The following is a 22697-nucleotide window of genomic DNA, read 5'->3' as shown; positions in this document are numbered from 1 at the left end:
ACAAACCCACTCGCCATACAAGGCAATGTCCAGAGCCGACCGATCCAGCGTAGCGGGTCACCCTGGGAAAGACCCTCACCCGGGCATCCGCCGCGCGCCCGGGTGAGCAAACGGATGCCGCGCGCGCTCTAGCATGGGCACGACGCCCGCCGAGGAGGACCAATGACCGACACGCGCCACGACCCCACCGGGGAGCAGTTCTACCTCTCGAGCGCCGACGGTCGGGTAACGGCGCACCTCACGCAGGTGGGGGCAACAATCCGCGGACTCACCGTCGACGGCGTCGATCTCATTGCGTCCTATCCGCAGGGGCTGCCGGCTCCCGCCGCATCCGGAACCGTGCTCGTGCCGTGGCCGAACCGCGTCCGGGGCGGCACATGGAGCCACAACGGCACGACCTACCAGCTGTGGCTCACCGATCCGTCGGTCGGCGGTGCCTCGCACGGGCTGCTGCGCTTCATGCCGTACACGGTCGCCGAGCAGTCCGGCGACACGATCACGCTCGCGGCAACGGTCTTTCCGCAGAGCGGCTACCCCTTCCAGCTCGATACGACTGTCACGTACACGCTGACTACCGACGGCATCGAGGTCACGCACGTCATCGAGAACGTCGGCACGGATGCCGCACCCGCGGCCCTCGGCACCCATCCGTATTTCACGCTCGGTGACGTCCCGACAGCCGACCTCGTGTTGACCTCACCGGCAGAGAAGATGCTCGTGCTCGACGACGCGCTGATCCCCGTCGATGAGGTACCGGTGGATGCGGCATCCGACCTGCGCAGCGGCGCCCGGCTCGGCGATGTCTCGCTCAACACCTGCTACACCGACATCGCTCGGGATGCCGACGGGATGCTGCGCCACCGTCTGAGCGCACCGGATGGCCGGATCGTCACGATCTGGCAGGGCGCTGACCTCGACTACGTGCAGGTCTACACCACCGACCGCTACCCGGGCCGCGAGCTGGCTGTCGCCATCGAACCCATGAGCGCGGTGCCGGACGCCCTCAACTCCGGCCGAGGTCTGCGCTGGCTGGCGCCCGGCGAGACCTGGACCGTGAGCTGGGGAATCTCCTACTCGGGCTGACGTCCGTTGTGGTCGTCGTCCGAGTTCTCGGCGCCGGTATCGGTCGGCTCCGCGCCGTCGACTGACTCCGGGGAAGGGGTCTCGGCATCCGTCGATTCGTCACCGTTCTCGGCTTCGGGTTCGGCGGCTTCAGGCTCTGGCGACGCGTCGGTCCCCGGTTCAGTCGGCTCAGATTCGGGCCCGCCTGCAGCGTCGGTCTCGGGCTGAGTAGCCTCTGCTTCAGCGGCGTCCGACTCAGCAGCATCCGGCTCCTGCCCCTCCGACCCCGCGTCCTCGTCGGTTGCGAGCTCCGCGTCCTCGTGGGTCGCGGGCTCCGCGTCCTCGTGGGTCGCGGGCTCCGCGGCATCGTCCGCCTCTCGGCCCGTCGCCTCGGACTCGGCGATCTCCGACTCAGCAGCATCCGGCTCAGCGTCGCCTTCCGGCGCCGGCGACTGGATCGGGATCTGACCGGTGCGCAGTGCCTCACGTTCGCGCAGCTCGCGACGCGTCAACGGCACGTCCTCGGCACCAGCAGCACCGGCACCTACCCCTACGCCGGCAAGCACGAGCGCGCCCTCGGCATCCGCCTGACCCGCTCGCGCCACGCGCTTGGCCTGCCGCCGCTCCTTTGCCCCCTCGACGAGGTTGTAGAGCGTCGGCAACACCAGCAGGGTGAGGACCGTCGACGAGATGAGTCCGCCGATCACGACGATCGCAAGCGGCTGCGAAATGAATCCACCCGTGCCGGTGATCCCCAGTCCCATCGGCGTGAGCGCGAGGATCGTGGCGAGCGCGGTCATCAGGATCGGGCGAAGACGCCGCGTACCACCGGCGATGGTCGCATCGTGGGCGCTCAGGCCCTTCTCGCGGTACTGGTTCACGAGGTCGACGAGAACGATCGCGTTCGTGACGACGATGCCGATGAGCATCAGCACGCCGATGAGCGAGGCGACACCCAGCGGGATGCCGGTGACGATCTGCAGCAGGATCGCGCCGGTTGCCGCGAACGGCACCGAGATGAGCAGCAGCAACGGCTGTCGCAGCGACTTGAAGGTGGCGACCATGACGACGTACACGATCAGGATGGCTGCCAGCAGCGCGAGGCCGAGCTGGCTGAACGCGTCAGCCTGGTCGGTTGCGACACCGCCGAGGTCAGCGCTGGCCGAAGACGGCAGATCAGCCGCATCGATCGCTTCCGTGACGGATGCCGTCACCTGCGCGAGGTTGTCGGTCGCGGGGGTGACCGTCACTGTCGCGGTGCGCGTGCCGCCCTGCGTGGTGATCGATGTCGGCCCCTGTGACTCCTCGACAGTCGCGACCTCCGACAGCGGCACGGGGCCCTGCGCGGTGAACACCTGCAGGTTGCGCAGCTCTTCGATCGTGGTGGGCGGGTCGTTCGAGGCCAGGTACACCGTCAGCGAGGTGTCGTCGACCTCGACGCTGCCGATGTTCTGCGGCTGCATGGTGCTGGACACGATTGCGCCGACGGCGACTTCCGACAGACCGAGCGACGCCGCCTTGTCGCTGTCGACCTGCACCGAGATGAAGGGCAGGGATGCCGACAGGTTGCTCGTGACCTGGCTGACGTCGTCGAGGTCGCTGAGGCTCGCGACGACGGCATCCGTCGCCTCTTGCAGTGTCGAGGCGTCGGGAGCAGTGACGTCGACCTCGATGTCGGTCGAGCCGAATCCGCCGTTGCTGCCAGCGACGGTGATCTCGCCGACATCCGGAATCGCCTCGACGGTGTCCTGGACTTCCTGGCGAAGCGCGACCTGGTCGGCACCTTCCTGTGTCGTAATGGAGTAAGTGATTCCGCTGCCGCCGCCGGTGAAAGCATCACGCAGCGCGTTGCCGCTGGAGCCGATCGAGACCTGCACGGTCTGGATGCCGTCGATTCCCATGAGGGCTTCTTCGACCGGCACCGCCGCGGCGGACTCGGCCTCCAGGCTCGGCGCGGGACCGATGTCCTGCGTCATGGTGAACGTGTTCTGACCGGAATCGCCGAGGAAGTTCGTCTTCATCAACGGTGCGACGGCGATGGTGCCCACGAGGACGAGGACCGCAAGCCCCAGGGTGACCCAGGAGTGGCGCAGCGTCCACCGCAGGATCGGGGTGTAGCCGCGCTGCAACCGATCGAGCGGAGCTGCCGGGTTCTCGGGGTCGATCTCCCGCCCCGCCTCATCCAGCAGCGGCTTGCCGGGCTTGAGGAACCAGTAAGCCAGCACAGGCACGATCGTGAGAGCGACCAGGAGCGATGCCAGCAGCGCGATCGTGACGGTCAGAGCGAAGGGTCGGAACAGTTCGCCGGTCACGTCGCCGACGAAGGCGATCGGCAAGAAGACGGCGACAGTCGTGATCGTCGACGATGTGATCGCCGACCCGACTTCCTTGACGGCCCGCACGATCGAGGTCATCTTGTCGGCCTTGCCGACGTAGTGGCGCCTGATGTTCTCGATCACGACGATCGAGTCATCCACGACACGGCCGATCGAGATCGTGATCGCCCCGAGGGTCAGGATGTTCAGCGAGTACCCGAACGCCTGCAGGCCGATGAACGTGATCAGCACGCTCGTCGGGATCGAGATCGCGGTCACGAGCGTCGCGCGCACCGACAGCAGGAAGAGCAGGATGACGAGCACGGCGAACAGCAGGCCGAATCCACCCTCGACGGCGAGAGTCTCGATCGACTGCTCGATGTAGGGCGCCTGGTCGAAGACGACGGTGAGGGTGACTCCATCGAGCTGCTGCTCGAGCTCGGGCAGGATGTCGACCACGCCGTGCGAGACATCGACGGTGTTCGCTGCCGGAAGCTTCGTGATCGCGATCGTCACCGCCGGCTCGCCGTTCACGCGAGAGATCGTCGTGACCGGGTCCTGGCCCTGCTCGACGGTGGCGACGTCGGCGATGGTCACCGTGCCGGCTTGGAACTGCTCGGCATCCGTGGGAACAAGCGGGAGCGCCGCCACCGCATCGACCGACGTGATCTTCGAGCCGGTCTGCACTGTGAGGGTCTGCTCGTTCTCGGTGATCTCACCGCCCGGGAACAGCACACCGTTCTGATCGAGGGCGTCGCGGATCGCCTGCTGCGTGTAGCCGGTCGCAGCGAGCTTCGCCGGGTCGGGGGTGATCGTGATGCGCTGTCCGGTGCCACCGACGATCTGCGCGGCGTTGACGCCGTCGACATCCTCAAGCTCGGGAATCGCGACTGATTCGAGTGTCGCCTGGATGGTCTGCTGATCGTCGTAGCCGGTGACGGCGATCTGGATGACGGGGAAGTCGTCGATGCTTGCCGAAAGGACATTGGGTTCGACGTTTTCGGGCAGTTGAGATGAGATCCGATTGATCGCTTGCGTGATCTTCTGCTCAGCGGTGCCGAGGTCGGTGCCGTAGGTGAAGGACGCCTGCACGATCGAGGCGTTGGTCGTGCTGGTCGCTGTCGTCGACTCGAGGCCGGGGACGGCCTGGATGGCTGTTTCGATCGGTGTCGACACGTCGTTGGCGACAACCTCAGGCGACGCTCCCGGATACGTCGTGACGACGATGAGAGCGGGGAACTCGATCGAGGGGATCAGTTCCTGCTTCAGGCTGGTCAATGCGAGGCTGCCGAACAGGGCAGCGACGATCGTGACCAGCGCGATGAGGGCGCGGTTTTTCAGGCTCAGGACGGCGAGTTTCGACACGGTGGCCTTTGCTGTGTTCGGTGCTGTCGGGACGCGACGATACGCGGGTGTATCGCCCCCATCTTCGCACGGTGATTCCGGGGGATATCCCGAAAACTCCCGATCAGCCGGCGCCGGGAGCGAGCGCTGCGCCCAGCGCAAGCCCGCCCGCAGCGGCAGCGAGCGAGAGCACGAAGGTTCCGACGACGTTGACGATCGCGATCCGTCCGCGCCGCTCTTCGGCGAGCAGGATCGTCGTGACCGAGACGGCGCTGAAGGTCGTGAAGCCGCCGAGGAGGCCTCCCCCGATGATGAGCTGCAGGTCAGCGGAGGGAGCGGCGCCGGTCAGGATGCCGAGCGCGAACGACCCGACGACGTTGACGACGAAGACTCCCCATGGCGGGCCCCACCAGCGCAGGATGGCGACGTCAGCGCTGTAGCGCAGTGCTGCACCAACGCCGCCGGCGAGCGCACCGAGAGCGAGCAGAAGCGGGCTCATGCGGAGTGTCCACGCGCTGATGCCGGCCGGGGACGGGCGATCCAGAGCCCGGCGAGCGCAGCTACCAGCCCGGCGAGCACGGTGACGACCGCGAGCGGCAGCGATGCCGGGTCCACTGCGAGCACGGCAAAGCTCGAGTAGGTCGTGAACCCTCCCATCACCCCGACTCCCCAGAACGTGCGCATCCTGGTGGCGCGGGCGGGGTCGGCCTGAGCCTCGGCCCGCCCCGTCACCACGCCAAGCAGGAAGGACCCGATGATGTTGATGAGCGGGATGGAAAACCACTGGACCGAGGGATCCTCGATGAGCAGGATGAGCAGTCGCGCGGCAGTACCGATCACCCCGCCCGCGAACACCAGCCACAGATGAGCCCCCGAGAAGCGCGGTCTGGTCGCCATCCGCTCAGGCTAACGCTCCGACCGGCGCATCGCCGCTCTCGCATACCGGTTTCGGGGCGCGGAAACAACCCCGTTGTCGCGCGGCGTCGACGGTGACATCGTCACGGGGTGGCGAGCGCGCCCGACACGTGTCGAGCATGCTCCCCGACGTCCAACGAAAGGTGCCCCATGAACATCGCACTTCTGCTCGTCATCATCATCGCCGTCGTTCTGGCTATCGTCGGCGGCCTCAACACGGCCTTGAACTGGCTGCTCTGGGTCGCCCTCATTGTCGGTGTGATCGCCCTGATCGCATTCCTGTTCAGGGTGATCAGCGGTAGCCGCCGCTGACGCACCCGCGACGAACGGATGCCGCGCTCCTCGGGGGAGGGGCGCGGCATCCGTTTGCCGTGGCGGGTTCGCGTGACTACAGCCGGGTGGTCACGTACTCCGTGAGCGCGTCGCGCACGAATTCAGCGCCGCCGTTCCCGCCGGCGGATGTCGCGTAGTTGGCCGCGAAGCGAGGGTCAGCCACATACATCTCCGCGAGGCCGAGCACGTAGGGTTTCAGCGCCGCGTCGCCCTCGTGAGCGGGAGTGCCGGGGATGGCGCGCAGCCACGTCACATGACGCTCCGCCAGGGCCTGCGCCGCGGTCGAGCCTGGCGCGATTCCGGACTCAGCGGCAGCCGCCCAGGCCCGGGCGAGTTCATCTGTCGCGTCCTTCCACGCCGACTGCTGCTCCGCTCCGAGTGAGCGCCACCACGCGTCCGAGCTGGCGTACGCCTCGGCGCCCCAGCGCTGCTCGACCTCGTCCTTGTAGACGGTGTGGTCGAAGCCGTCGAACATGTCGTCGTTCATCGTCGATTCACCTCCCTCCCATGCCCTGATCGTGGACTCCACCGCAGCGATCTGCCGGGCAAGTCTTGCCTGCTCCGAACGGAGCCATCCGATGTGTGTGCGCAAGGCCGCAGCGGGGTCCTGCTGCGCGTCCACGACCTCGGCGATGTCGCCGAGCGCGAGCCCCAGGTCCCGCAGTAGCAAGATCCGCTGCAGTCGCACGAGGGCCTCGGCTCCGTAGTACCGATACCCGTTCGCGCCCGTTCGCGTCGGGGCCAGGATGCCGATGTCGTCGTAGTGCCGCAGCGTGCGTGTGGTCACGCCCGATCGCTGCGCTACCTCGTGGATGCTCCATTCCGTCATGGCATCCACGGTAGAAGTTGACGTTGCGTCAATGTCAAGAAGGCGCGCGGGGAATCTTGCGTGACGCGTTATATCGCGTTATTCTCAAATCGCGTTATATCGCGTCTTTGCTTTCTTGCGACCAGAACGGAGCGGACCGTGACCCTCGAGAAGTGGCTCATTCACCCGGGAGAAACGCGCGTCATCGACCTCGACGATGTGCGTACCCTCAAGATCGGCCTCGTCGGTGGCCAGGTCGATGTCGTCGCCCACGACGAACCCGGGGTGCGAATCGAGGTCTACGGAGTGACTGTCAAAGACCTCCGCATCGAGGCAACCGGCGACGCCGTCGAGATCGATCACCCGCAGCTGCGCTGGGACAACTTCCTCGAGGCCTTCCGCAACTTCGGGTCCGGCGGCCCCAAAGCAGAGGTCAGCGTCGCGGTCCCCCGTTCGGTCGCCCTGAACCTCGGCGTCGTGAATGCGAGCGCCCTCGTTTCGGGGCTTGAGGCCGGCGCACGCCTCAACACCGTGTCGGGCGACATCATCGTCGACGGCCTGAGCGGCGACGTCACGGTCAATGCGGTCTCGGGCGATGTTCAGATCCGGGACCTCACCGGCACCCTGTCGGCGAACAGCGTCTCGGGCGATGTCGCCGCGACCGGCAGCATCCGCAAGGCGACGATCGACACCGTGTCGGGTGACATGCTGGTCGACACCACCGGCAACGCCCACGCCATCAGCCTGAACACGGTCAGCGGTAGCTCAACGATCCGACTCGATGAGGGACTTCCTGCCAACTTCGTCGTGCGCAGCGTGAGCGGTCGCGTCCAGATCGACGGCGTGATGCGGTCGGGAAGCGGTGTGACCAACTACACCGGCTCGACCGGCGAGCTGAGCGGCTCCTTCGTGGACGTGCGCACAAATTCCGTCGCTGGCGGACTCACGGTGCTGCGCCGCTCCCCCGCTTCGACACCGGCGGATGCCCCGAGCGAGGCGGAGGGCCTGTGATGGCCCCCGTCTTCTCTCACGGCGACCTGCGCCTGTACCTGCTCTCGCTCCTCGACGAGGGGCCGCGACATGGCTACGACATCATGCAGGCCCTGTCGGATCGCACCGGCGGCACCTACACCCCGAGTGCCGGCACGGTGTACCCGCGGCTCGCGAAGCTCGAGGAGGAGGGCCTGGTGACCAAGACCGTCGACGGTCGCAAGACGATCTACGAGATCACGGATGCCGGCCGCGCCGAGGTGGCATCCCGCGCCGACGACCTCAAGAGCATCGAGGACGGTCTTGCCGATTCGGTGCGCCTGATCGCCGACGAGGTACGCGGGTCGGTGCGTGAGGCGATGAAGAGCCTGCGCGCAGACCTCGCCGCCGCCAGCAGGGCAGAGCGCGAGGATCGCGATCAGCAGGTGCGGGACGTCACCGACGACCTGCGCTCCCTCTCGCGGGAACAACTGCACCGGGCCGAGGTCGCGATCAGCGAGTTCCGCGCCCAGGTGCGCGCCGACCTGCGCACGCACGTTGCCAAGGGCGGCACACTCGCGGCATCCGTCGTGGACGAGCTGGCAACCGGCCTCGACGAGGTGACCCGCGCCATCACTCGCTCACTGCGCGACTGAGGCGGCTCGGATCTCCGGACCGAATGCAGGATGAACCTGCGTTCGGGGAGCTCAGCTGGTCGGCCAGAGGTCCTCGTCATCGGGTGCCGGCTCCCCGAGCGGCACGACGAGGATCGGGCGCGCCTGCCGGTGGGCCAGCCGGGCAGCGACCGATCCGGTGAAGAACTCGCGGATCGACTCGCCGATACCGCGCTTGCGTGTCCCGACGACGAGCAAACGGGCGTCCACCTGCTCGGCGAGGTGCTTGATGGCCAGTGCCGGGTCGCCGACGAGCTGATGGAGGCGCCAGTCGACGTCGATTCCGTCCAGCGCGTGGGCCACGGAGGCGCGCACGAGGTCGATATCTGCCTCGCCCGGCGCGATGTTCACGTCGATAGGAGCGGTGTGCACGTACCCGTCAGGATCTTCGTACGTCACGAACCGAGTCACGTCGACGTGGGCCACAACCAGGGGCGCCTTCATCATGGCGGCGTACTTCGCGGCCTCCTTCACGACACGGGGGTTCTGGTCGGGAACGACCCCGACGATCACCGCGCCGCGCACCGCCGCCGCGTCCAGGGGCGCCGTTGTGAGCTCTGGCCGTTCGTCCGCCATGGGGATTCCCTCCTCGACATACGGAGCCGAGGGGTGCACAGCCGCGGGCCCTCGAGGGCTCCGTGATATTCTGAATGCTACTCTTCCCGGCGAAAGACCGGATCGTGAATGCACGGGCTGCGGAGCGCGGAGACCCGCGCTTCAGCCCGCGGGTCAGAAATGAGGGGGTCTCGCATGGGGCGTGGCCGTCAAAAGGCGAAACACACCAAGATCGCCCGCGAACTCAAGTCCTACAGCCCGAGCGTCAACTATGCGGCGCTCGAGAAGGAACTGGGTCACCCGTCCGACGATGATCTGTACGTCGACAAGTGGGCCGATGAGTTCGACGACGAGGATGACGAACTCGACGAGACCGCCTGAGCGCGCCTCGTCCCGTCATCGCGCTCCCACTCAGGACTCCTGACTGGCCTCGACCCAAGTGAGATACTCCTCCGTCACGGTTCCGGTGACGTAGCGTCCGTCGAAGCAGCTCATGTCGAGGTCCTCGACATCCGAGCCTTCGAGGATCGCCGCCTTGAGGTCGGCGACCTCCTGGTACACGACGTAATCGGCACCCAGCTCCTCAGCGATCTCGGGGATGGAGCGTCCGTGTGCGACAAGCTCGTGGCGGGTCGGCATGTTGATGCCGTAGACGTGCGGGTATCGCACGGGAGGGGCTGCCGAGGCAAAGGTCACGGATGTCGCACCGGCATCCCGCGCCATCTGGATGATCTGCTTCGAGGTCGTTCCCCGCACGATCGAGTCGTCGATGAGCAGCACGTTCTTGCCCTTGAACTCGCTCGACATCGCGTTGAGCTTCTGTCGCACGCTGCGCTTGCGGGCCGACTGGCCGGGCATGATGAAGGTGCGGCCGACGTACCGGTTCTTGTAGAACCCCTCGCGGTACTCGATGCCGAGCTTGCGCGCGACCTGCATCGCGGCGGGCCGGGATGAATCCGGGATCGGCATGACGACGTCGATCGTCCCCGCGGGGGTGTACTTCGCGATGGTGTCGGCCAGGCGGTCACCCATGCGCAGCCGTGCCTCGTACACCGAGATCCCGTTCATGATCGAGTCGGGCCGCGCAAGGTAGACGTACTCGAATGAGCACGGCACGAGCTGCGGATCCTCGGCGCACTGCTTCGTGTGCAGATGTCCGTCGAGGTCGATGAACACCGCCTCGCCCGGCATGACGTCGCGGACGACCTCGAACTCGCCGTTTTCGAGCACGAGGGACTCGGACGTGACCACCCACTCGTACGATCCGTCGGCTGCCCGTCGCGTGCCGAGGATCAGGGGTCGGATGCCGAACGGGTCGCGGAAGGCGAGCAGGCCGTGGCCCGCGATGAGGGCGATGGTGGCGTACGAGCCTTCGACGCGGGCGTGGACGCGGGACACAGCTTCGAAGATCTCGTCGGGCTCGAGATCGATCCCCGAAACCGTCGCCTGCAGCTCGCCGGCGAGGACGTTGACCAGGAGCTCGGTGTCGGAGCTCGTGTTCAGGTGGCGACGATCCTTGTGGAAGAGCTCGTCGGTGAGTTCGCGGGTGTTCGTGAGGTTGCCGTTGTGCACCAGCACGATGCCGTACGGCGCGTTGACGTAGAAGGGCTGTGCTTCTTCTTCGCTGGATGCTGTGCCCTTGGTGGCATAACGCACGTGGCCGAGCCCGATCGTGCCGAGCAGCGACCGCATGTCGCGCGTGCGAAATGCCTCGCGCACCTGGCCACGCGCCTTCGTGATGTGAAAGACCCCACTCGGTTCCGCCGTGGCGATTCCGGTCGAGTCCTGCCCGCGGTGCTGCAGCAGCAGAAGCGCGTCGTAGATCTCTTGGTTGACGGGGCCCCGCCCGACCATGCCGACGATTCCACACATGGGGTGTTACTGCGCTCCTTCGGCGAACGATCCGACCAGGCGAACGGCACCGCCGTCAACGCCCTTCGCCCCTTCCACGTACGTGCCACTGGGCCTCGGCCCGTCGGAGACAACGCCGATCTGCCACGCGGCAATACCTTCGGCGGTCAGGGCGGATGCCGCATCCGCTGCCCGATCTGCCGCGACGACCGCGACGAAGCCGATACCGAGATTCCACGTGCCCTCGGTGTCCGAGAGAGGGATGCCGCCACGGTTGGCAAGTGACTGGAACACCACCGGCGGAGTCCAGGTCGCACGGTCGACATCGACCCAGGTGCCAGCCGGAAGGACGCGCGCGAGGTTCGCAGCAATCCCGCCGCCGGTCACGTGGCTGAGCGAATGCACCCCGCCGCCGGACTGTGCGATCAGCCGCAGCAGCGGCGCCGTGTACAAGCGAGTGGGCTCGAGCAGAACCTCACCCCAGGTGGTGCCACCGAACTCGGCCGCGGCATCCGTGTACGACAGGCCGGATGCCGAGACGATGTGGCGCACGAGCGAGTAGCCGTTGGCGTGGAGTCCGCTCGAAGCGAGCGCGAGAACCACGTCACCGTTCTCGACGCGATCGGCCCCGAGCACGGCGTCAGCCTCGACGACGCCCGTTGCAGCTCCCGCGACGTCGTAGTCATCGACGCCGAGCAGGCCCGGGTGTTCGGCTGTCTCACCGCCGACCAGAGCTGTTCCGGTCTCTTCGCAGCCGCGCGCGATACCCGCCACGATGTCGGCGATGCGCTCGGGCACGACCTTGCCGCACGCGATGTAGTCGGTCATGAACAGGGGCCTGGCGCCGACGACGACGATGTCATCTACGACCATTCCGACGAGGTCTTGGCCGATGGTGTCGTGCTTGTCGATGGCCTGGGCGATGGCGACCTTCGTGCCGACGCCGTCGGTGCTCGTCGCGAGCAGCGGACGGCGGTACGAGCGGAGGGTCGAAGCGTCGAACAGGCCGGCGAAGCCACCGACACCGCCGAGGACTTCGGGTCCCTGGGTGCGACGGACCGCAGCCTTCATGAGTTCGACGGCGAGGTCACCCGCTGCCGTGTCGACACCTGCTGCGGTGTAGGGATTGCTGGGGGCGTTGTGGGACTCCACCCGAACAGCCTACCGGCGGTCAGTCGGCCGAGATGATGCGCTCGTGCTCGACCCGCATCGTGCGGGCGCGACGCGCGTAGATCCGGTCGAAGATGAGCGCCACCGCGCCACCGAGGGCAACTCCTGCCGAGACGAAGATCAACAGGAGGAAACCGAAGACCTGCATCTGGGAGTAGACGAGGCCCGTGTTCGGGCTCTCTTGTGTCGTCCCGTCGAACAGGAACGTCAGGATCATCGCGACGAGCAGGCCCAGGGCACCGCCCAGCAGCAGGAAGACGGAGTACTTCGGGCTGCGCCGCACCGTCACCTGCTCGAGGTGGTCGTCACTCGTCGGGGACATGGTCTCCATTCTCGCACCCTCCCGCCCTGCGGGATTCGCGGGCGAGAGGGTGCGAGAGCGCCAGGGTCAGTCGTCGTGCGTGCCAGGCGCGGCATCCGACCCGCGGCGGCGGGCGACGAGCACACCAGCCGCGACGATCACCGCGAGAAGTCCGACACCCCCGGCGATCCAGGGCCACACCGGCGCTGCATCAGCGCTGGATGCCGCCTCCTCGGTCGTCACGAGCGCGGCATCCGCGGGCTCTTCGACAACAGCGGGGGCTGCCGTGACGCAGTCCGAGGTGACCGGGATCACGGCAGAGACCGGGTCGAGCTGCTCGCCGCTGGAGTACGTGCCGAAGGCGGCGGCTCCGGCATCCGTCAGCGTCGTCGGCAGAGCATCGAGCGTGATCGCACCGTCCACGACCTCGAGCGACGGCACCGCGAACTGCGCGAATCGCACTCCGGTCTCAGACACCGAGGCGCCATCCTGCGTCTGGCCCGTAACGTCGAAGACGAGGTATCCCGTGTCGCCGGCAAGCTCCAGGCGAGCGTTCGACAGCGTCGTGTCGAGCGCGCCGTCGTGGCCGGTGAAACGGATGCTTCCGCCGTAGGTCACCAGCCCCGTCATGGTCTCGGGGTCGATCGATCCCGTTCCGTCAGCCCACACGTAGTCGGGGTAGACGTATTCGACATCGCTCAGCTCCCACCCGCCGGCCGCGATCCCCTCGATGTAGACCCGGAACGACTCCTTGAAGCCCCACGAGAGCGTGGCACCGTCGACAGCGCAGGTGCCGATCGCCGCGGCCCGGGCGAGCGTGAACACGATTCCGCGGCTCACTGAGCCCTGCAGCGTGAGCGTGTGCTCGCCATCGGCGAGGCTTGCGGGGAGGGACCCGGTCCACCGCACGACGCCCTGCGCGTCAGCGGTGAGGTCGGTCGCGATCACCGTCGGGGTCGAGTAGACCACGAGTGCGATGCCGGTCTCGTTCGGCTGGAATCCGCCGACCTCGAGGGTGAAGGCCCCACCGGACTGGAGGGCGGTCAGACCCTCGTCATCCAGCTCGATGCCGCTCGTGGCCGGGGGCGTCGAGGGGATGCTGCTCGTGGTGGTGGTGGTCGTCGACGCTGCCGCCACCGTGCCCGTGGCACCGAGCGGCGCTGCGGCAGGAGCGCCGATCGTGAACGTCACGGGAGCCAGCGTGGTCGAGAATCCGCCCAGGACCTGGGATACCGCCGCCGCGGTCAGCGTTGCCGGGGCGTTCGTGAAGGTCACCGCGCCGTTCGCCTCCGACCGCTGCGCGGCACCCAGGCCCAGCGTCGCGAACTGCACCTGGCGGCCACCGCTCGTGACGTACATCGATGCTGACGTCGGGGATGTGATGCGCACCTGCGGGTTCGCGATCGTCACATCCAGCGCACCCTCGTGCCCGAAGTACCGCACCGAACCGCTGTAAGAGACGGTTCCGGTGCCGGTGGACGGCGAGAACGATGAGGTCTCCGACTGGCCGAACCAGAACACTCCGCCCGAGCGCGTCGCGCCGTTGCCGACCGAGATCGCGCCCTTCGCAATGCTGCCCGTGACGTAGCTGTTGAAGCTGGTCGAGATCGCCCACGACATCGAACCTCCCGCCACCGGCGTCACCGGCTCGTTCGGGGCCGTGGGTGTCGGGGTGGGCGCGGTCGGGGTCGGGGTGGGCGTCGCGCCGCCCGGAAAGAGGATGCCCCAGTCAGCGTCGGTGAAGACGATGTCAGCGCGAGCGTAGATCGTGTCTGCGGTCGGCAGGGTGTGCCCCTGCCAGACGATGACCTCATACTGCTTGCTCGCGTCGAGCTTCGCGGTCGGCGTGACGATGGTCTTCTCGAACGCACCGCCGACGATCGCGCCAGGGGTCATCCAGTACCCGAACGCGACGTACCCGCCGCTGCTGGTGACAGCGGACTCGGTGCCCTTCTCGATGATCGCCGCGTACGCTCCGGTCACCTCACCAAAACCAGAACCCGTGATCGAGACAGTCGCACCGTCTTCGGCATCCACCGACACCACCGACGTCTCAACAGCCGATACCGGCTCGGCGGGCGCGATGGTGATGGGAACCTCGAGTTCCTGCGCCGCGTTGGTCACGCCACTCGCGGCGTAGGTGAACACACCGTAGTGTCCGTCGCTCACGAGCGCGGACGGCTCGGTGACCGTGAGCTCAGCGGTGAACGACCCGTCCTGGGCGATGTCGACCCACTGGGAACGGATGGCGCTCTGGTAGTTCGACGGCACCTGGTTCAGCACGGACTCTGCGAGTGCCCACTTCTGGGAGCCGACCTTGCGGAGGCTGCTTGCCGCGCCGGTAGAGGGCTGCCACTGCTCGGCGAAGTGGCCGAACACGACGTAGGTGCCCTGGGGAAGCGTGTTCGGAATCGGCACACCCCGCCCGCCGACGTTCGCGTCGGGATCGAATCCGGTCCCGCGAACCACGAGTGTGTCACCGACGTGGACGCCGGTGTCACCGAGCGGCGTCACCCCGTCGGCGAGGAACACCTCGATCGCCGGCGCGGACGGGAACAGGGTGTTCCAGTCGGCGGTCGTGAAGGGAATGTCGGCGCGAGCGTAGATCGTCTCAGCCGTCGGCAGCGTGTGTCCCTGCCAGACGATCACCTCGTACTGCTTCGACGCGTCAAGTCCCGCAGTCGGCGCGACGAGAGTCTTCGTGAACGCACCGTCGACGATCGCGCCAGGAGTCATCCAGTACCCGAACGCGACGTACCCGCCGCTGCTGGTGACCTGGGACTCCCTGCCCTTCTCGATGATCGCCGCGTACGCTCCGGTCACCTCACCGAGCCCGGACCCGGTGATCGACACTGTCGCGCCGTCTTCGGCATCCACCGACACCACCGACGTCTCAACAGTCGCCACGGGGTCGGGGTCGGGGTCGGGTTCCGGATCCGGCTCCGGGGCCGGCGCGGCGACCGTCACCGACGCGAACGTGTCCATCGTGCGGTTGGTGGCAGACAGGGCATGGGCCGCGGATGTCGCAACGTGATATGCGACACCGGCCTCGAGCGATCCCGCCGGGACCGTCAGCGTCGTCGTGAAGGAACCGTCGGTGATCTGTGCTGACTGCACCCACGCCTGGGCGATCCATCCGGAAGCCACGAGGGGACCGCCGCCCGACCACACGGACTCCGCGCCAAACAAGACGTAGAGGCCGTTGACGGCGCCGTCTCCGACAAACCCTGTGCCCGAGACGGTGAGGGTGTGGGCAGCCTCGGGATCGAGGTCCGTCGACGGGCTCACCGTGATCTGCGGGCCTTCGGCGGCCATAGCGGGTGGGGATGCGAGAGCGCCCGCGAGAACGAGCGCGAATGTCAGGAGCGTCGCGAGCAGCGCGCGGGTGCGGCTCACGGGGACAGAAGTGATCAAACGGTCGGTCACAGGGATCTCCGGTCGGCAGCGCCTGGTGGCAGCTGCGGTCGTCGGGTTTGGAAGGATGCTGTGAGTAAGGTTAGGTTTACCTCACAAGCATCTCGACGCTAGAGCACCCGTTTGCTGTTCGTCAACTTTTAGGTAAGCCTTTCCTAATATGATTCCCTCACGACGCACCAGGCTCGCCCTCATCTCGGCGATCGTCTTGGCCGCCGCACTCACCGGATGCGGCTCGTCGACCGCGCCCGGGGCCGACCCGACATGCCCGGATGCTGCGACCGCGCTCACCGCGCTCGACCTGGTCCCCGACGCGCGTACCGCGACGGGCCCGTCGACCGCATGCCTGGCCTCGAACGGCGTGGTCGCGGTAGACGACACGACAGCGCCGGCGCTCCCGGTGACGGTTACCGACGCCGAGGGCACCGACGTCACGGTCACGGATGCGAGCCGCATCCTGCCGATCGATATCTCGGGAACGATCGCCGCGACCGTCTTCGCGCTCGGGCTCGGCGACAACGTCGTCGGACGCGACTCCTCGACCGACCTCGCCGGCACCGAGGACCTTCCCGTCGTGACCAATGCCGGGCACACCCTCAACGCGGAGGCCATCCTGCAGCTCGCCCCGACCGTCGTGCTGACCGATGCCACCCTCGGGCCCAAGGAGGTGCGCCAGCAGCTGCGCGACGCGGGCATCGCGGTCGTCGTCGTCTCTGACGATCGCCGCCTCGATACCACCGACGACCTCATCGCCGAGATCGCCGCAGCCCTCGGCGTTCCCAGCCGCGGCGACGCGCTCATCCAGCAGACGGATGCCGAGATCGCCGCAGCACGCGAGCAGATCGAGCAGGTCACGCCCCCCGCAGAGAGCGACAAGCCCCGGATGCTATTCCTCTATGTGCGCGGCAACGCGAACATCTACTACATCTTCGGCGCCGACTCGGGAGCAGACTCCCTCATCGAGGCGGTCGGCGGCATCGACGTGGCCAGCGAGATCGGCTGGGAGGGGATGAAGCCGATGACCGCCGAGGCACTCGTGGCCGCCCAGCCGGATGTCATCGTCATGATGACGCTCGGCCTGGAGTCGGTCGGCGGCGTGGACGGGCTGCTCGAACGCATCCCCGCCCTGCTGCAGACGCCCGCAGGTCAGCACCGGCGCGTGATCGACATGGCCGACACGCAGATCCTGTCGTTCGGCCCCCGCTCCCCCGAGATCATCCTCGCGCTGGCCCGCGCGCTCTACGCCCCGACCGACGTGGCCTCGGCTTCCACCCCGATGCCGACGCCGTGAGCCAGGAGGTCGTCGTCCCCACGCCGTCGCGCTTCCGCGCGTCCCGCTTCGCCGTCGTCACCGCGCTGTTGGTCGTCGCGCTCGTCGTGACGATGATCGTCTCGCTCGGTTCAGGGCAGTATCCGCTCTCGCCGACCGAGGTGATCGGCATCCTGCTGCGCGCTGTCGGGATCGACAACGCCTGGGCTCCGGATGCCGCACCAGCCGCGGGCGTCGTGCTCGGCATCCGTCTGCCCCGCATCGTGCTCGGCCTCCTCGTGGGCTGGGCGCTGGCGGTCTCGGGCGTGCTCATGCAGGCGATCTTCGGAAACCCGCTCGCCGACGCCGGCGTCGTGGGCGTTTCGTCGGGTGCAGCAGTTGGCGCGGCGGCGAGCATCACGTTCGGCCTTGTGACACTCGGTGCGTGGACGACTCCCCTCTTCGCTTTCGCGGGGGGACTCATCGCCGTGTTCTCGGTCTACCTGATCAGTCGGGCGGGCGGGCGAACCGAAGTCGTGACGCTGCTGCTGACGGGCATCGCGATCAACGCCATCGCCGGCGCGGGCCTCGCGCTGCTGACCTTCCTCGGCACGACATCGACGCGCGAGCAGATCGTGTTCTGGCAGCTGGGGAGCCTCAACGGAGCCCTCTGGCAGAACATCGCCCTGGTCGCGCCGCTGGTGCTGATCGGGTCGATCGTTGCGCTCGTCGTCGCGAATTCGCTCGACCTCTTCGCCCTCGGCGAGCGCACCGCACGGCACCTCGGCGTGCGGGTCGAGGCGTTGCGGATCGTCGTCATCGTGACCGTCGCGCTCCTGGTGTGCGCCGCCGTGGCGTTTGCCGGCATCATCGCCTTCGTCGGACTCGTGATCCCCCACCTGCTGCGGATGGCGATCGGCCCCGCGCACCTGCCGCTCGTGATCACGAGCGCGCTGGGCGGTGCGCTGCTGATCGAGCTCGCCGACCTTGTCGCGCGCACCGCCGTTCCGTTGGCAGACCTGCCGATCGGCATGCTCACCTCCCTCATCGGCGGGCCGTTCTTCCTGTGGCTCCTGCTGCGAGCGCGCAAGAGCGCGGGAGGCTGGGCATGAGCATCCGGCTGAGTGCGGGCGGCGTCACGGTCCACCCGGAGGCCGCCCCCGCTCCCATCCTCGAGAACGCGGATCTCGAGCTGCAGGCGGGCGAAGTCCATGCGCTGGTCGGCCCCAACGGCGCCGGCAAGTCGACCCTGTTCGGAGTTCTCGCCGGAGACATCGCCCCCGCGTCCGGGACTGTCGACCTCGACGGTGCACCCCTGGCCAGCATCCCCCCGAAGGATCTCGCCCGCCAGCGCGCCGTGCTGCTGCAGCAGAACGACGTGGCGTTCGCCTTCACGGTCGAGCAGGTCGTGCGGATGGGGCGCGCTCCGTGGGTCCGAACAGAGCGAGAGGATGCGGATGACGAACTCGTCGCCGCAGCGATGGCGGCGACCGACATCACCGCCCTCCGGCACCGGGCGGTCCGATCGCTCTCGGGCGGCGAGCGGGCGAGGGTCGCGCTTGCCCGGGTGCTGGCGCAGGATGTCGGCATCCTGCTGCTGGACGAACCGACTGCGGCGCTCGACCTGCGCCACCAGGAGGACGTGCTGCGCATCGCGCGCGATCGCGCAGCCGCCGGAGCGGCAGTCGCTCTGGTCGTCCATGATCTGAACGCGGCGTTGGCCTACGGCGATCGCGCAACGCTGCTCTCTCGCGGCCGAGTCGTTGCGACCGGCTCACCCACAGAGGTCCTCACGGCGGAGCGGATCGAGGAGGTCTACGGGCAGCCCGTCGACATCCTCACCCACCCCGTCACCGGAACCGGCGTCGTCGTCCCGAAGCGATAGTCGGCGCACCCCGGCACGGATGCCGCACTCATGGCCGGAGGGGCAGGAGGTGCGAGAAGTCGGCGCGGACGCCAGAGGCCCGGAGGGCCCCGGAGGTTTCGGCATCCGACCACCCGCTGACGCCCGTGGCGAGCTCGATGAAGGTGGCGGCATCCATCTCGACGACGTTGGGTGGGGTGCCGCGCGTGTGCCGCGGCCCCTCGATGATCTGTGTCGCCCCGAACGGCGGAACGCGGACCTCGACCGTCGCCCCCGGGGCCTTCTCAGCAAGCAGCTGGAGCAGATAGCGCACGGCAGTCGCAGTCTCGGGCCGGCACGCTGTGCCGTCCGCAACGGCTCCGAGGGCGGCGCGTCCGGCTTCGGTCGTGATCTTGGGAGGCACGGTTCCACGCTACGCCGGTCGGTAGGCTGACCGGGTGCGAATTCTCGTCCTCGGCTCCGGTGCCCGTGAACACGCGATCATCACGTCGCTGCGAAACGAAGGGGAGGCGCACGAGATCTTCGCTGCCCCGGGAAACGCCGGCATCGCCCAGGACGTCACGGTGGTCGCCCTTGACGCAAACGACCCCGTCGCGGTCGCGTCGTTCGCGCAGACGGAGTCGATCGGTCTCGTCGTGATCGGACCGGAGGCGCCGTTGGTGGCCGGGGTCGCGGATGCGCTGCGCGAGCGAGGCATCCCGACGTTCGGGCCGGGTAAGGCTGCGGCGCAGCTGGAGGGATCCAAGGCCTTTGCGAAGCGCATCATGCAGGCAGCCGGCGTCCCGACCGGGCGCGCGACCCACGCCGCCACGCTCGACGAGGTAGCCGCTGCCCTCGACGAATTCGGGGCTCCGCACGTTGTGAAAGCCGACGGGCTCGCCGCTGGCAAGGGAGTCATCGTCACCGGCGACCGCGACGCGGCGCTCGAGCACGCCGCGGAGTACCTCGGCACGGGCGGGGTGCTGGTTGAGGAGTTCCTGTCGGGACCCGAAGTGTCGCTCTTCTTCCTCAGCGACGGCGACACCGTGCGGGCGCTCAGTCCCGCCCAGGACTTCAAGCGCCTCCGCGACGGTGACCAGGGCCCGAACACCGGCGGCATGGGCGCTTACTCACCGCTCCCATGGCTGAGCGACGACTGGGGCGGCGAGGCGGCCTTCGTCGAGCAGGTCACCCGTGAGGTCGCTGAGCCCGTCATCCGTCAGCTGGATGCCGAGGGCACGCCGTTCATCGGCCTGCTCTACGCGGGCCTCATCCTGACCGAGCGCGGCGTGCGCGTGATCGAGTTCAACGCGCGCTTCGGAGACCCCGAGACGCAGGTCGTGCTGCCACGCCTGGTCGAGCCGCTGTCAGGGCTTTTGCTGGCGGCAGCCTCGGGCAACCTCGAAGACGTGGCGCAACCGACCTTCCACGACACCGCAGCAGTCACCGTCGTACTGGCGAGCGAGGGTTATCCCGCGGCTCCGCAGGTCGGCCGCCCGATCACGGGCACGGATGCCGCGGCATCCGTCGACGGCGTTCACCTGGCGCATGCCGCAACGGCCGCCGGGCCCGAGGGGCTCGTCGCGACCGGCGGCCGAGTGCTGAATGTCGTGGCGATCGGTGACGACTTCGGCCAGGCGCGCTCGCGTGCTTACGACGCGCTCTCGAAGATCACGCTTGAAGGCGGCCAGTTCCGCACTGACATCGCCGCCCGCGTCAGCTGACGGCCTGTCGCGGCTTGCGGTGGATGAACAGCGACGCCGCGACAGCGATGAGAATCACGGATGCCGGCAGCATGAGGGTCTGAGCCATCGCGGTCGAGAAGCCGTCGGCCACCGCGGCGGGCAGCGTGCCGCCACCGAAGCTCTCGGTGCTTTCGGCGGCTCCCGGCAGGTTCGCTTCGAGCCGTGACTGCATGAACGCCGCGATCGCAGCCGAACCGATCACCGAACCGACGGTGCGGGTGGTGTTGTAGATGCCGGCGCCAGCGCCCGCTTCGCGGGGCGACAGGCTGTTGGTCGCAGCGGTGGCCAGCGGTCCCCACATTCCCGCGTTGCCGATTCCCATCAGGGCCGACGGGAGCAGGAACATCCAGATCGGGGTGTCGACGTTCAGCATCGCGGCGTACCACCACAGCGAAACCGACACCAGAAGGATGCCGGGTACGAGCAGCCAGCGCGCGTCGGTGCGGTCGAGCCACCGGCCGGCCAGCGGTGCGAGAACTCCCGAGAGCACCGCCATCGGAATCAGCAGCAGAGCTGACTCTGTCGGCGTGAGGCCGCGGGCCAGCTGCAGGAAGAACATGAGCGGAAGCGCCATGGTCGTAACAGCGAATCCGACGGCGGCGATGGCGATGTTCGCGAGCGAGAAGTTGCGGTCACGGAAGAGCGGAAGCGGCACGAGAGGTTCGCTGCGGGTGCGGGCCTGCGTCCAGATGAAGATACCGAGCAGGATGACCCCGACGATGATGAGTCCCCACACTGAGATGGGGCCCCAGATCACTCCCCAGTCATAGGCCTCCCCCTCCTGCAGCCCGAAGACGATGCAGAAGAGGGCAGCAGCACTGAGCACGACACCCACGATGTCGAAGCGGTGGCGGTGCGTCCCGAGTCGGGGCACCAGAACCGCCGCGAGCACGAACGCGATGACCCCGACGGGCACGTTGATGAAGAAGATCCACTCCCAGCCGAGTCCGTCGACGAGCAGGCCGCCCGCGAGCGGACCGACGAGCGTCGCGACGCCGGCGGTGGCTCCCCACAGGCCCATTGCCGCGCCACGGCGGTGCGGGGGGAATGTGCGGGTGATGACGGCCATCGTCTGGGGGGTCATGAGCGCGGCGCCGAGCCCCTGAACCGCGCGCCAAGCGATGAGCGCGCCAAGCGTCGGTGAGAGGCCGCAGGCCAGGGAGGCCCCCGTAAAGATCACCAGTCCGATGAGGTAGATGGTCTTGGGCCCGAAGCGGTCGCCCAGGCGGCCGGTGATCAGCAGCGGCACGGCGTAGGCCAGCAGGTAGGACGAGGTGACCCACACCACGTTGTCGAGGTTGGCGGTGTTCGGGTCGAGGGCCGCCTTGATGGCGGGGTTGGCCACAGCGACGATCGTCGTGTCGACGAGGATCATGAAGAACCCGATGACAAGCGCGAAGAGGGCGGGCCAGGGGCTCCGTGCCGGAGCGTCGGATGCCGGCGGCGCAGGAGGGCGGGTGGTCTCGGTCATGAGCGTGCAGCTTCTCTCTGTGCGCGATAGACGGTTTCGTGGGGCTTCGGGTCGCCGCCCCAGGCGTAACCCGGGTCGGCAAGGCGATCGATGGTCTGGTGGAGCCACCGGGTCTCAGCGGTCAGCAGCGCTTCCTGCCGCTCGACCTCGATCAGGTATTGCTCGGGCACGCCGCCGGCGCGTGCTTCGGCGAGCCCGAGCCGGTGCTCCGCGTAGTCGGCGTCGAGTTGAGCCGCTCGCTGCCGGAGGAGGTCGATCACCTCGCTGCGCTCGAGGTTGTGCGCCTCGGCGAGGGCTACGCGGAACTCGACGGGTCGATCGACCCGCGGTAGTTCGGCGCGCAGCCACGCGCGCACCGCTTCGGCGCCCGCGGGCAGGAGCGTGTAGGTGGTGCGCTCGGGGCGGTTGCCGTCGCGATCGCTGCCGACTTCGTCGATGAAGCCCGCCCGCTGCAGGCGCGCGATCGTGTGATAGAACGTGCCGTTCGTGATGGCGACCATGCGGTCGTCGCGGCGATGGCGCAGCAGCCGGATCATCTCGTATGGATGCATGTCATCCTCACGCAGCAGCGCCATCGCCATGATCGCGATCGGCGTCAGCGTGTGGTGCGCGGGTTTCACGACGTGCATCCTTCCGGATTGGTCCATATCGGCTAGTCCACATGGACTATACGCGCAT

At 67.9% G+C, this 22697-nt stretch carries 21 protein-coding genes; 9 read left to right on the top strand and 12 right to left on the bottom strand.

Features of this window, described 5'->3' with window-relative positions; translation table 11 throughout:
- The first annotated feature begins 162 nt into the window (after window positions 1-162).
- A complete protein-coding gene (locus BGO47_RS14265) occupies window positions 163-1083 on the top strand; it encodes an aldose 1-epimerase family protein (protein ID WP_292712945.1) in 921 nt (306 codons plus the stop codon).
- On the opposite strand, the gene BGO47_RS14260 is transcribed toward BGO47_RS14265, so the two are convergent.
- From BGO47_RS14260 to BGO47_RS14250, 3 genes are all read right to left on the bottom strand, one after another.
- Window positions 1071-4742, bottom strand: a complete 3672-nt coding sequence (locus BGO47_RS14260; RefSeq protein WP_292712943.1) for an efflux RND transporter permease subunit — start codon at window positions 4740-4742, stop codon at window positions 1071-1073. The two genes, BGO47_RS14265 and BGO47_RS14260, sit on opposite strands and share 13 nt — an antisense overlap.
- Before the next feature lie 103 nt (window positions 4743-4845).
- Window positions 4846-5220, bottom strand: coding sequence for a CrcB family protein (locus BGO47_RS14255; RefSeq protein WP_292712941.1), 375 nt, complete (start codon window positions 5218-5220; stop codon window positions 4846-4848).
- Entirely contained in the window at window positions 5217-5618 is a 402-nt protein-coding gene (locus BGO47_RS14250; protein WP_292712939.1) for a CrcB family protein, read from the bottom strand. Before BGO47_RS14250 ends, BGO47_RS14255 begins: the two co-directional genes overlap by 4 nt.
- A 168-nt stretch (window positions 5619-5786) precedes the next feature.
- Between BGO47_RS14250 and BGO47_RS14245 the strand changes: the two genes are divergently transcribed.
- On the top strand, window positions 5787-5948 hold the full coding sequence (locus BGO47_RS14245; RefSeq protein ID WP_292712937.1) for a hypothetical protein: 162 nt from the start codon (window positions 5787-5789) through the stop codon (window positions 5946-5948).
- Window positions 5949-6024: 76 nt separating this feature from the next.
- On the opposite strand, the gene BGO47_RS14240 is transcribed toward BGO47_RS14245, so the two are convergent.
- Window positions 6025-6798: a MerR family transcriptional regulator gene (locus BGO47_RS14240; RefSeq protein ID WP_292712935.1), complete on the bottom strand. Its 774-nt coding sequence runs from the start codon at window positions 6796-6798 to the stop codon at window positions 6025-6027.
- Window positions 6799-6936: 138 nt separating this feature from the next.
- Here BGO47_RS14240 and BGO47_RS14235 point away from each other — a divergent pair, with 138 nt between their 5' ends.
- Window positions 6937-7788, top strand: a complete 852-nt coding sequence (locus BGO47_RS14235) for a DUF4097 family beta strand repeat-containing protein (protein ID WP_292712933.1) — start codon at window positions 6937-6939, stop codon at window positions 7786-7788.
- The gene (locus tag BGO47_RS14230; RefSeq protein ID WP_292713191.1) at window positions 7788-8402 is read left to right on the top strand and encodes a PadR family transcriptional regulator; all 615 of its coding nucleotides are present in this window, start codon (window positions 7788-7790) and stop codon (window positions 8400-8402) included. The genes BGO47_RS14235 and BGO47_RS14230 overlap by 1 nt, the downstream gene beginning before the upstream one ends.
- 51 nt (window positions 8403-8453) lie before the next feature.
- Here the strand turns inward: BGO47_RS14230 and BGO47_RS14225 are convergent, their stop codons facing one another.
- Window positions 8454-8996: a universal stress protein gene (locus tag BGO47_RS14225; RefSeq protein ID WP_292712931.1), complete on the bottom strand. Its 543-nt coding sequence runs from the start codon at window positions 8994-8996 to the stop codon at window positions 8454-8456.
- 174 nt (window positions 8997-9170) lie between these two features.
- Between BGO47_RS14225 and BGO47_RS14220 the strand changes: the two genes are divergently transcribed.
- The gene (locus BGO47_RS14220; protein WP_228179361.1) at window positions 9171-9356 is read left to right on the top strand and encodes a DUF3073 domain-containing protein; all 186 of its coding nucleotides are present in this window, start codon (window positions 9171-9173) and stop codon (window positions 9354-9356) included.
- A 30-nt stretch (window positions 9357-9386) separates the two neighbouring features.
- Here the strand turns inward: BGO47_RS14220 and purF are convergent, their stop codons facing one another.
- The 4 genes from purF to BGO47_RS14200 are packed head-to-tail and all read right to left on the bottom strand — an operon-like array spanning window position 9387 to window position 15693.
- Window positions 9387-10847, bottom strand: a complete 1461-nt coding sequence (gene purF, locus BGO47_RS14215; RefSeq protein ID WP_292712928.1) for an amidophosphoribosyltransferase — start codon at window positions 10845-10847, stop codon at window positions 9387-9389.
- A gap of 6 nt (window positions 10848-10853) precedes the next feature.
- Window positions 10854-11978 carry a phosphoribosylformylglycinamidine cyclo-ligase gene (purM, locus tag BGO47_RS14210; RefSeq protein WP_292712926.1) on the bottom strand — a complete coding sequence of 375 codons (1125 nt, stop codon included), beginning with the start codon at window positions 11976-11978 and terminating at the stop codon, window positions 10854-10856.
- A gap of 19 nt (window positions 11979-11997) precedes the next feature.
- Window positions 11998-12327: a potassium transporter Trk gene (locus BGO47_RS14205; protein ID WP_292712924.1), complete on the bottom strand. Its 330-nt coding sequence runs from the start codon at window positions 12325-12327 to the stop codon at window positions 11998-12000.
- 57 nt (window positions 12328-12384) lie between these two features.
- Window positions 12385-15693, bottom strand: a complete 3309-nt coding sequence (locus tag BGO47_RS14200; protein ID WP_292712922.1) for an HtaA domain-containing protein — start codon at window positions 15691-15693, stop codon at window positions 12385-12387.
- Window positions 15694-15871: 178 nt separating this feature from the next.
- On the opposite strand from BGO47_RS14200, the gene BGO47_RS14195 reads away from it, so the two are divergent.
- From BGO47_RS14195 to BGO47_RS14185, 3 genes are read left to right on the top strand one after another with little or no spacing between them, the layout of a single operon-like run.
- Entirely contained in the window at window positions 15872-17002 is a 1131-nt protein-coding gene (locus tag BGO47_RS14195) for an ABC transporter substrate-binding protein (protein WP_292712920.1), read from the top strand.
- On the top strand, window positions 16999-18072 hold the full coding sequence (locus BGO47_RS14190; protein WP_292712918.1) for an iron ABC transporter permease: 1074 nt from the start codon (window positions 16999-17001) through the stop codon (window positions 18070-18072). The genes BGO47_RS14195 and BGO47_RS14190 overlap by 4 nt, the downstream gene beginning before the upstream one ends.
- Window positions 18069-18845, top strand: coding sequence for a heme ABC transporter ATP-binding protein (locus BGO47_RS14185; protein WP_292712916.1), 777 nt, complete (start codon window positions 18069-18071; stop codon window positions 18843-18845). The genes BGO47_RS14190 and BGO47_RS14185 overlap by 4 nt, the downstream gene beginning before the upstream one ends.
- Before the next feature lie 28 nt (window positions 18846-18873).
- Here BGO47_RS14185 and BGO47_RS14180 read toward each other — a convergent pair whose 3' ends face one another.
- The gene (locus BGO47_RS14180) at window positions 18874-19227 is read right to left on the bottom strand and encodes a sterol carrier family protein (protein WP_292712914.1); all 354 of its coding nucleotides are present in this window, start codon (window positions 19225-19227) and stop codon (window positions 18874-18876) included.
- A gap of 34 nt (window positions 19228-19261) precedes the next feature.
- On the opposite strand from BGO47_RS14180, the gene purD reads away from it, so the two are divergent.
- Window positions 19262-20527, top strand: coding sequence for a phosphoribosylamine--glycine ligase (purD, locus tag BGO47_RS14175; protein ID WP_292712912.1), 1266 nt, complete (start codon window positions 19262-19264; stop codon window positions 20525-20527).
- On the opposite strand, the gene BGO47_RS14170 is transcribed toward purD, so the two are convergent.
- Together BGO47_RS14170 and BGO47_RS14165 are read right to left on the bottom strand one after the other, a co-directional pair.
- Window positions 20520-22019 carry a DHA2 family efflux MFS transporter permease subunit gene (locus BGO47_RS14170; protein WP_292712910.1) on the bottom strand — a complete coding sequence of 500 codons (1500 nt, stop codon included), beginning with the start codon at window positions 22017-22019 and terminating at the stop codon, window positions 20520-20522. The genes purD and BGO47_RS14170 overlap by 8 nt on opposite strands.
- The gene (locus BGO47_RS14165) at window positions 22016-22648 is read right to left on the bottom strand and encodes a PadR family transcriptional regulator (protein ID WP_292713189.1); all 633 of its coding nucleotides are present in this window, start codon (window positions 22646-22648) and stop codon (window positions 22016-22018) included. The genes BGO47_RS14170 and BGO47_RS14165 overlap by 4 nt, the downstream gene beginning before the upstream one ends.
- Window positions 22649-22697 lie beyond the last annotated feature (49 nt).

The sequence above is a fragment of the Microbacterium sp. 67-17 genome, from assembly GCF_001898325.1.
In the GTDB taxonomy this organism is placed as follows: Bacteria; Actinomycetota; Actinomycetes; order Actinomycetales; family Microbacteriaceae; genus Microbacterium; species Microbacterium schleiferi.
The sequence above is the reverse complement of the archived record's forward strand: the minus strand, read 5'-3'. Positions and strand labels throughout refer to the sequence as shown.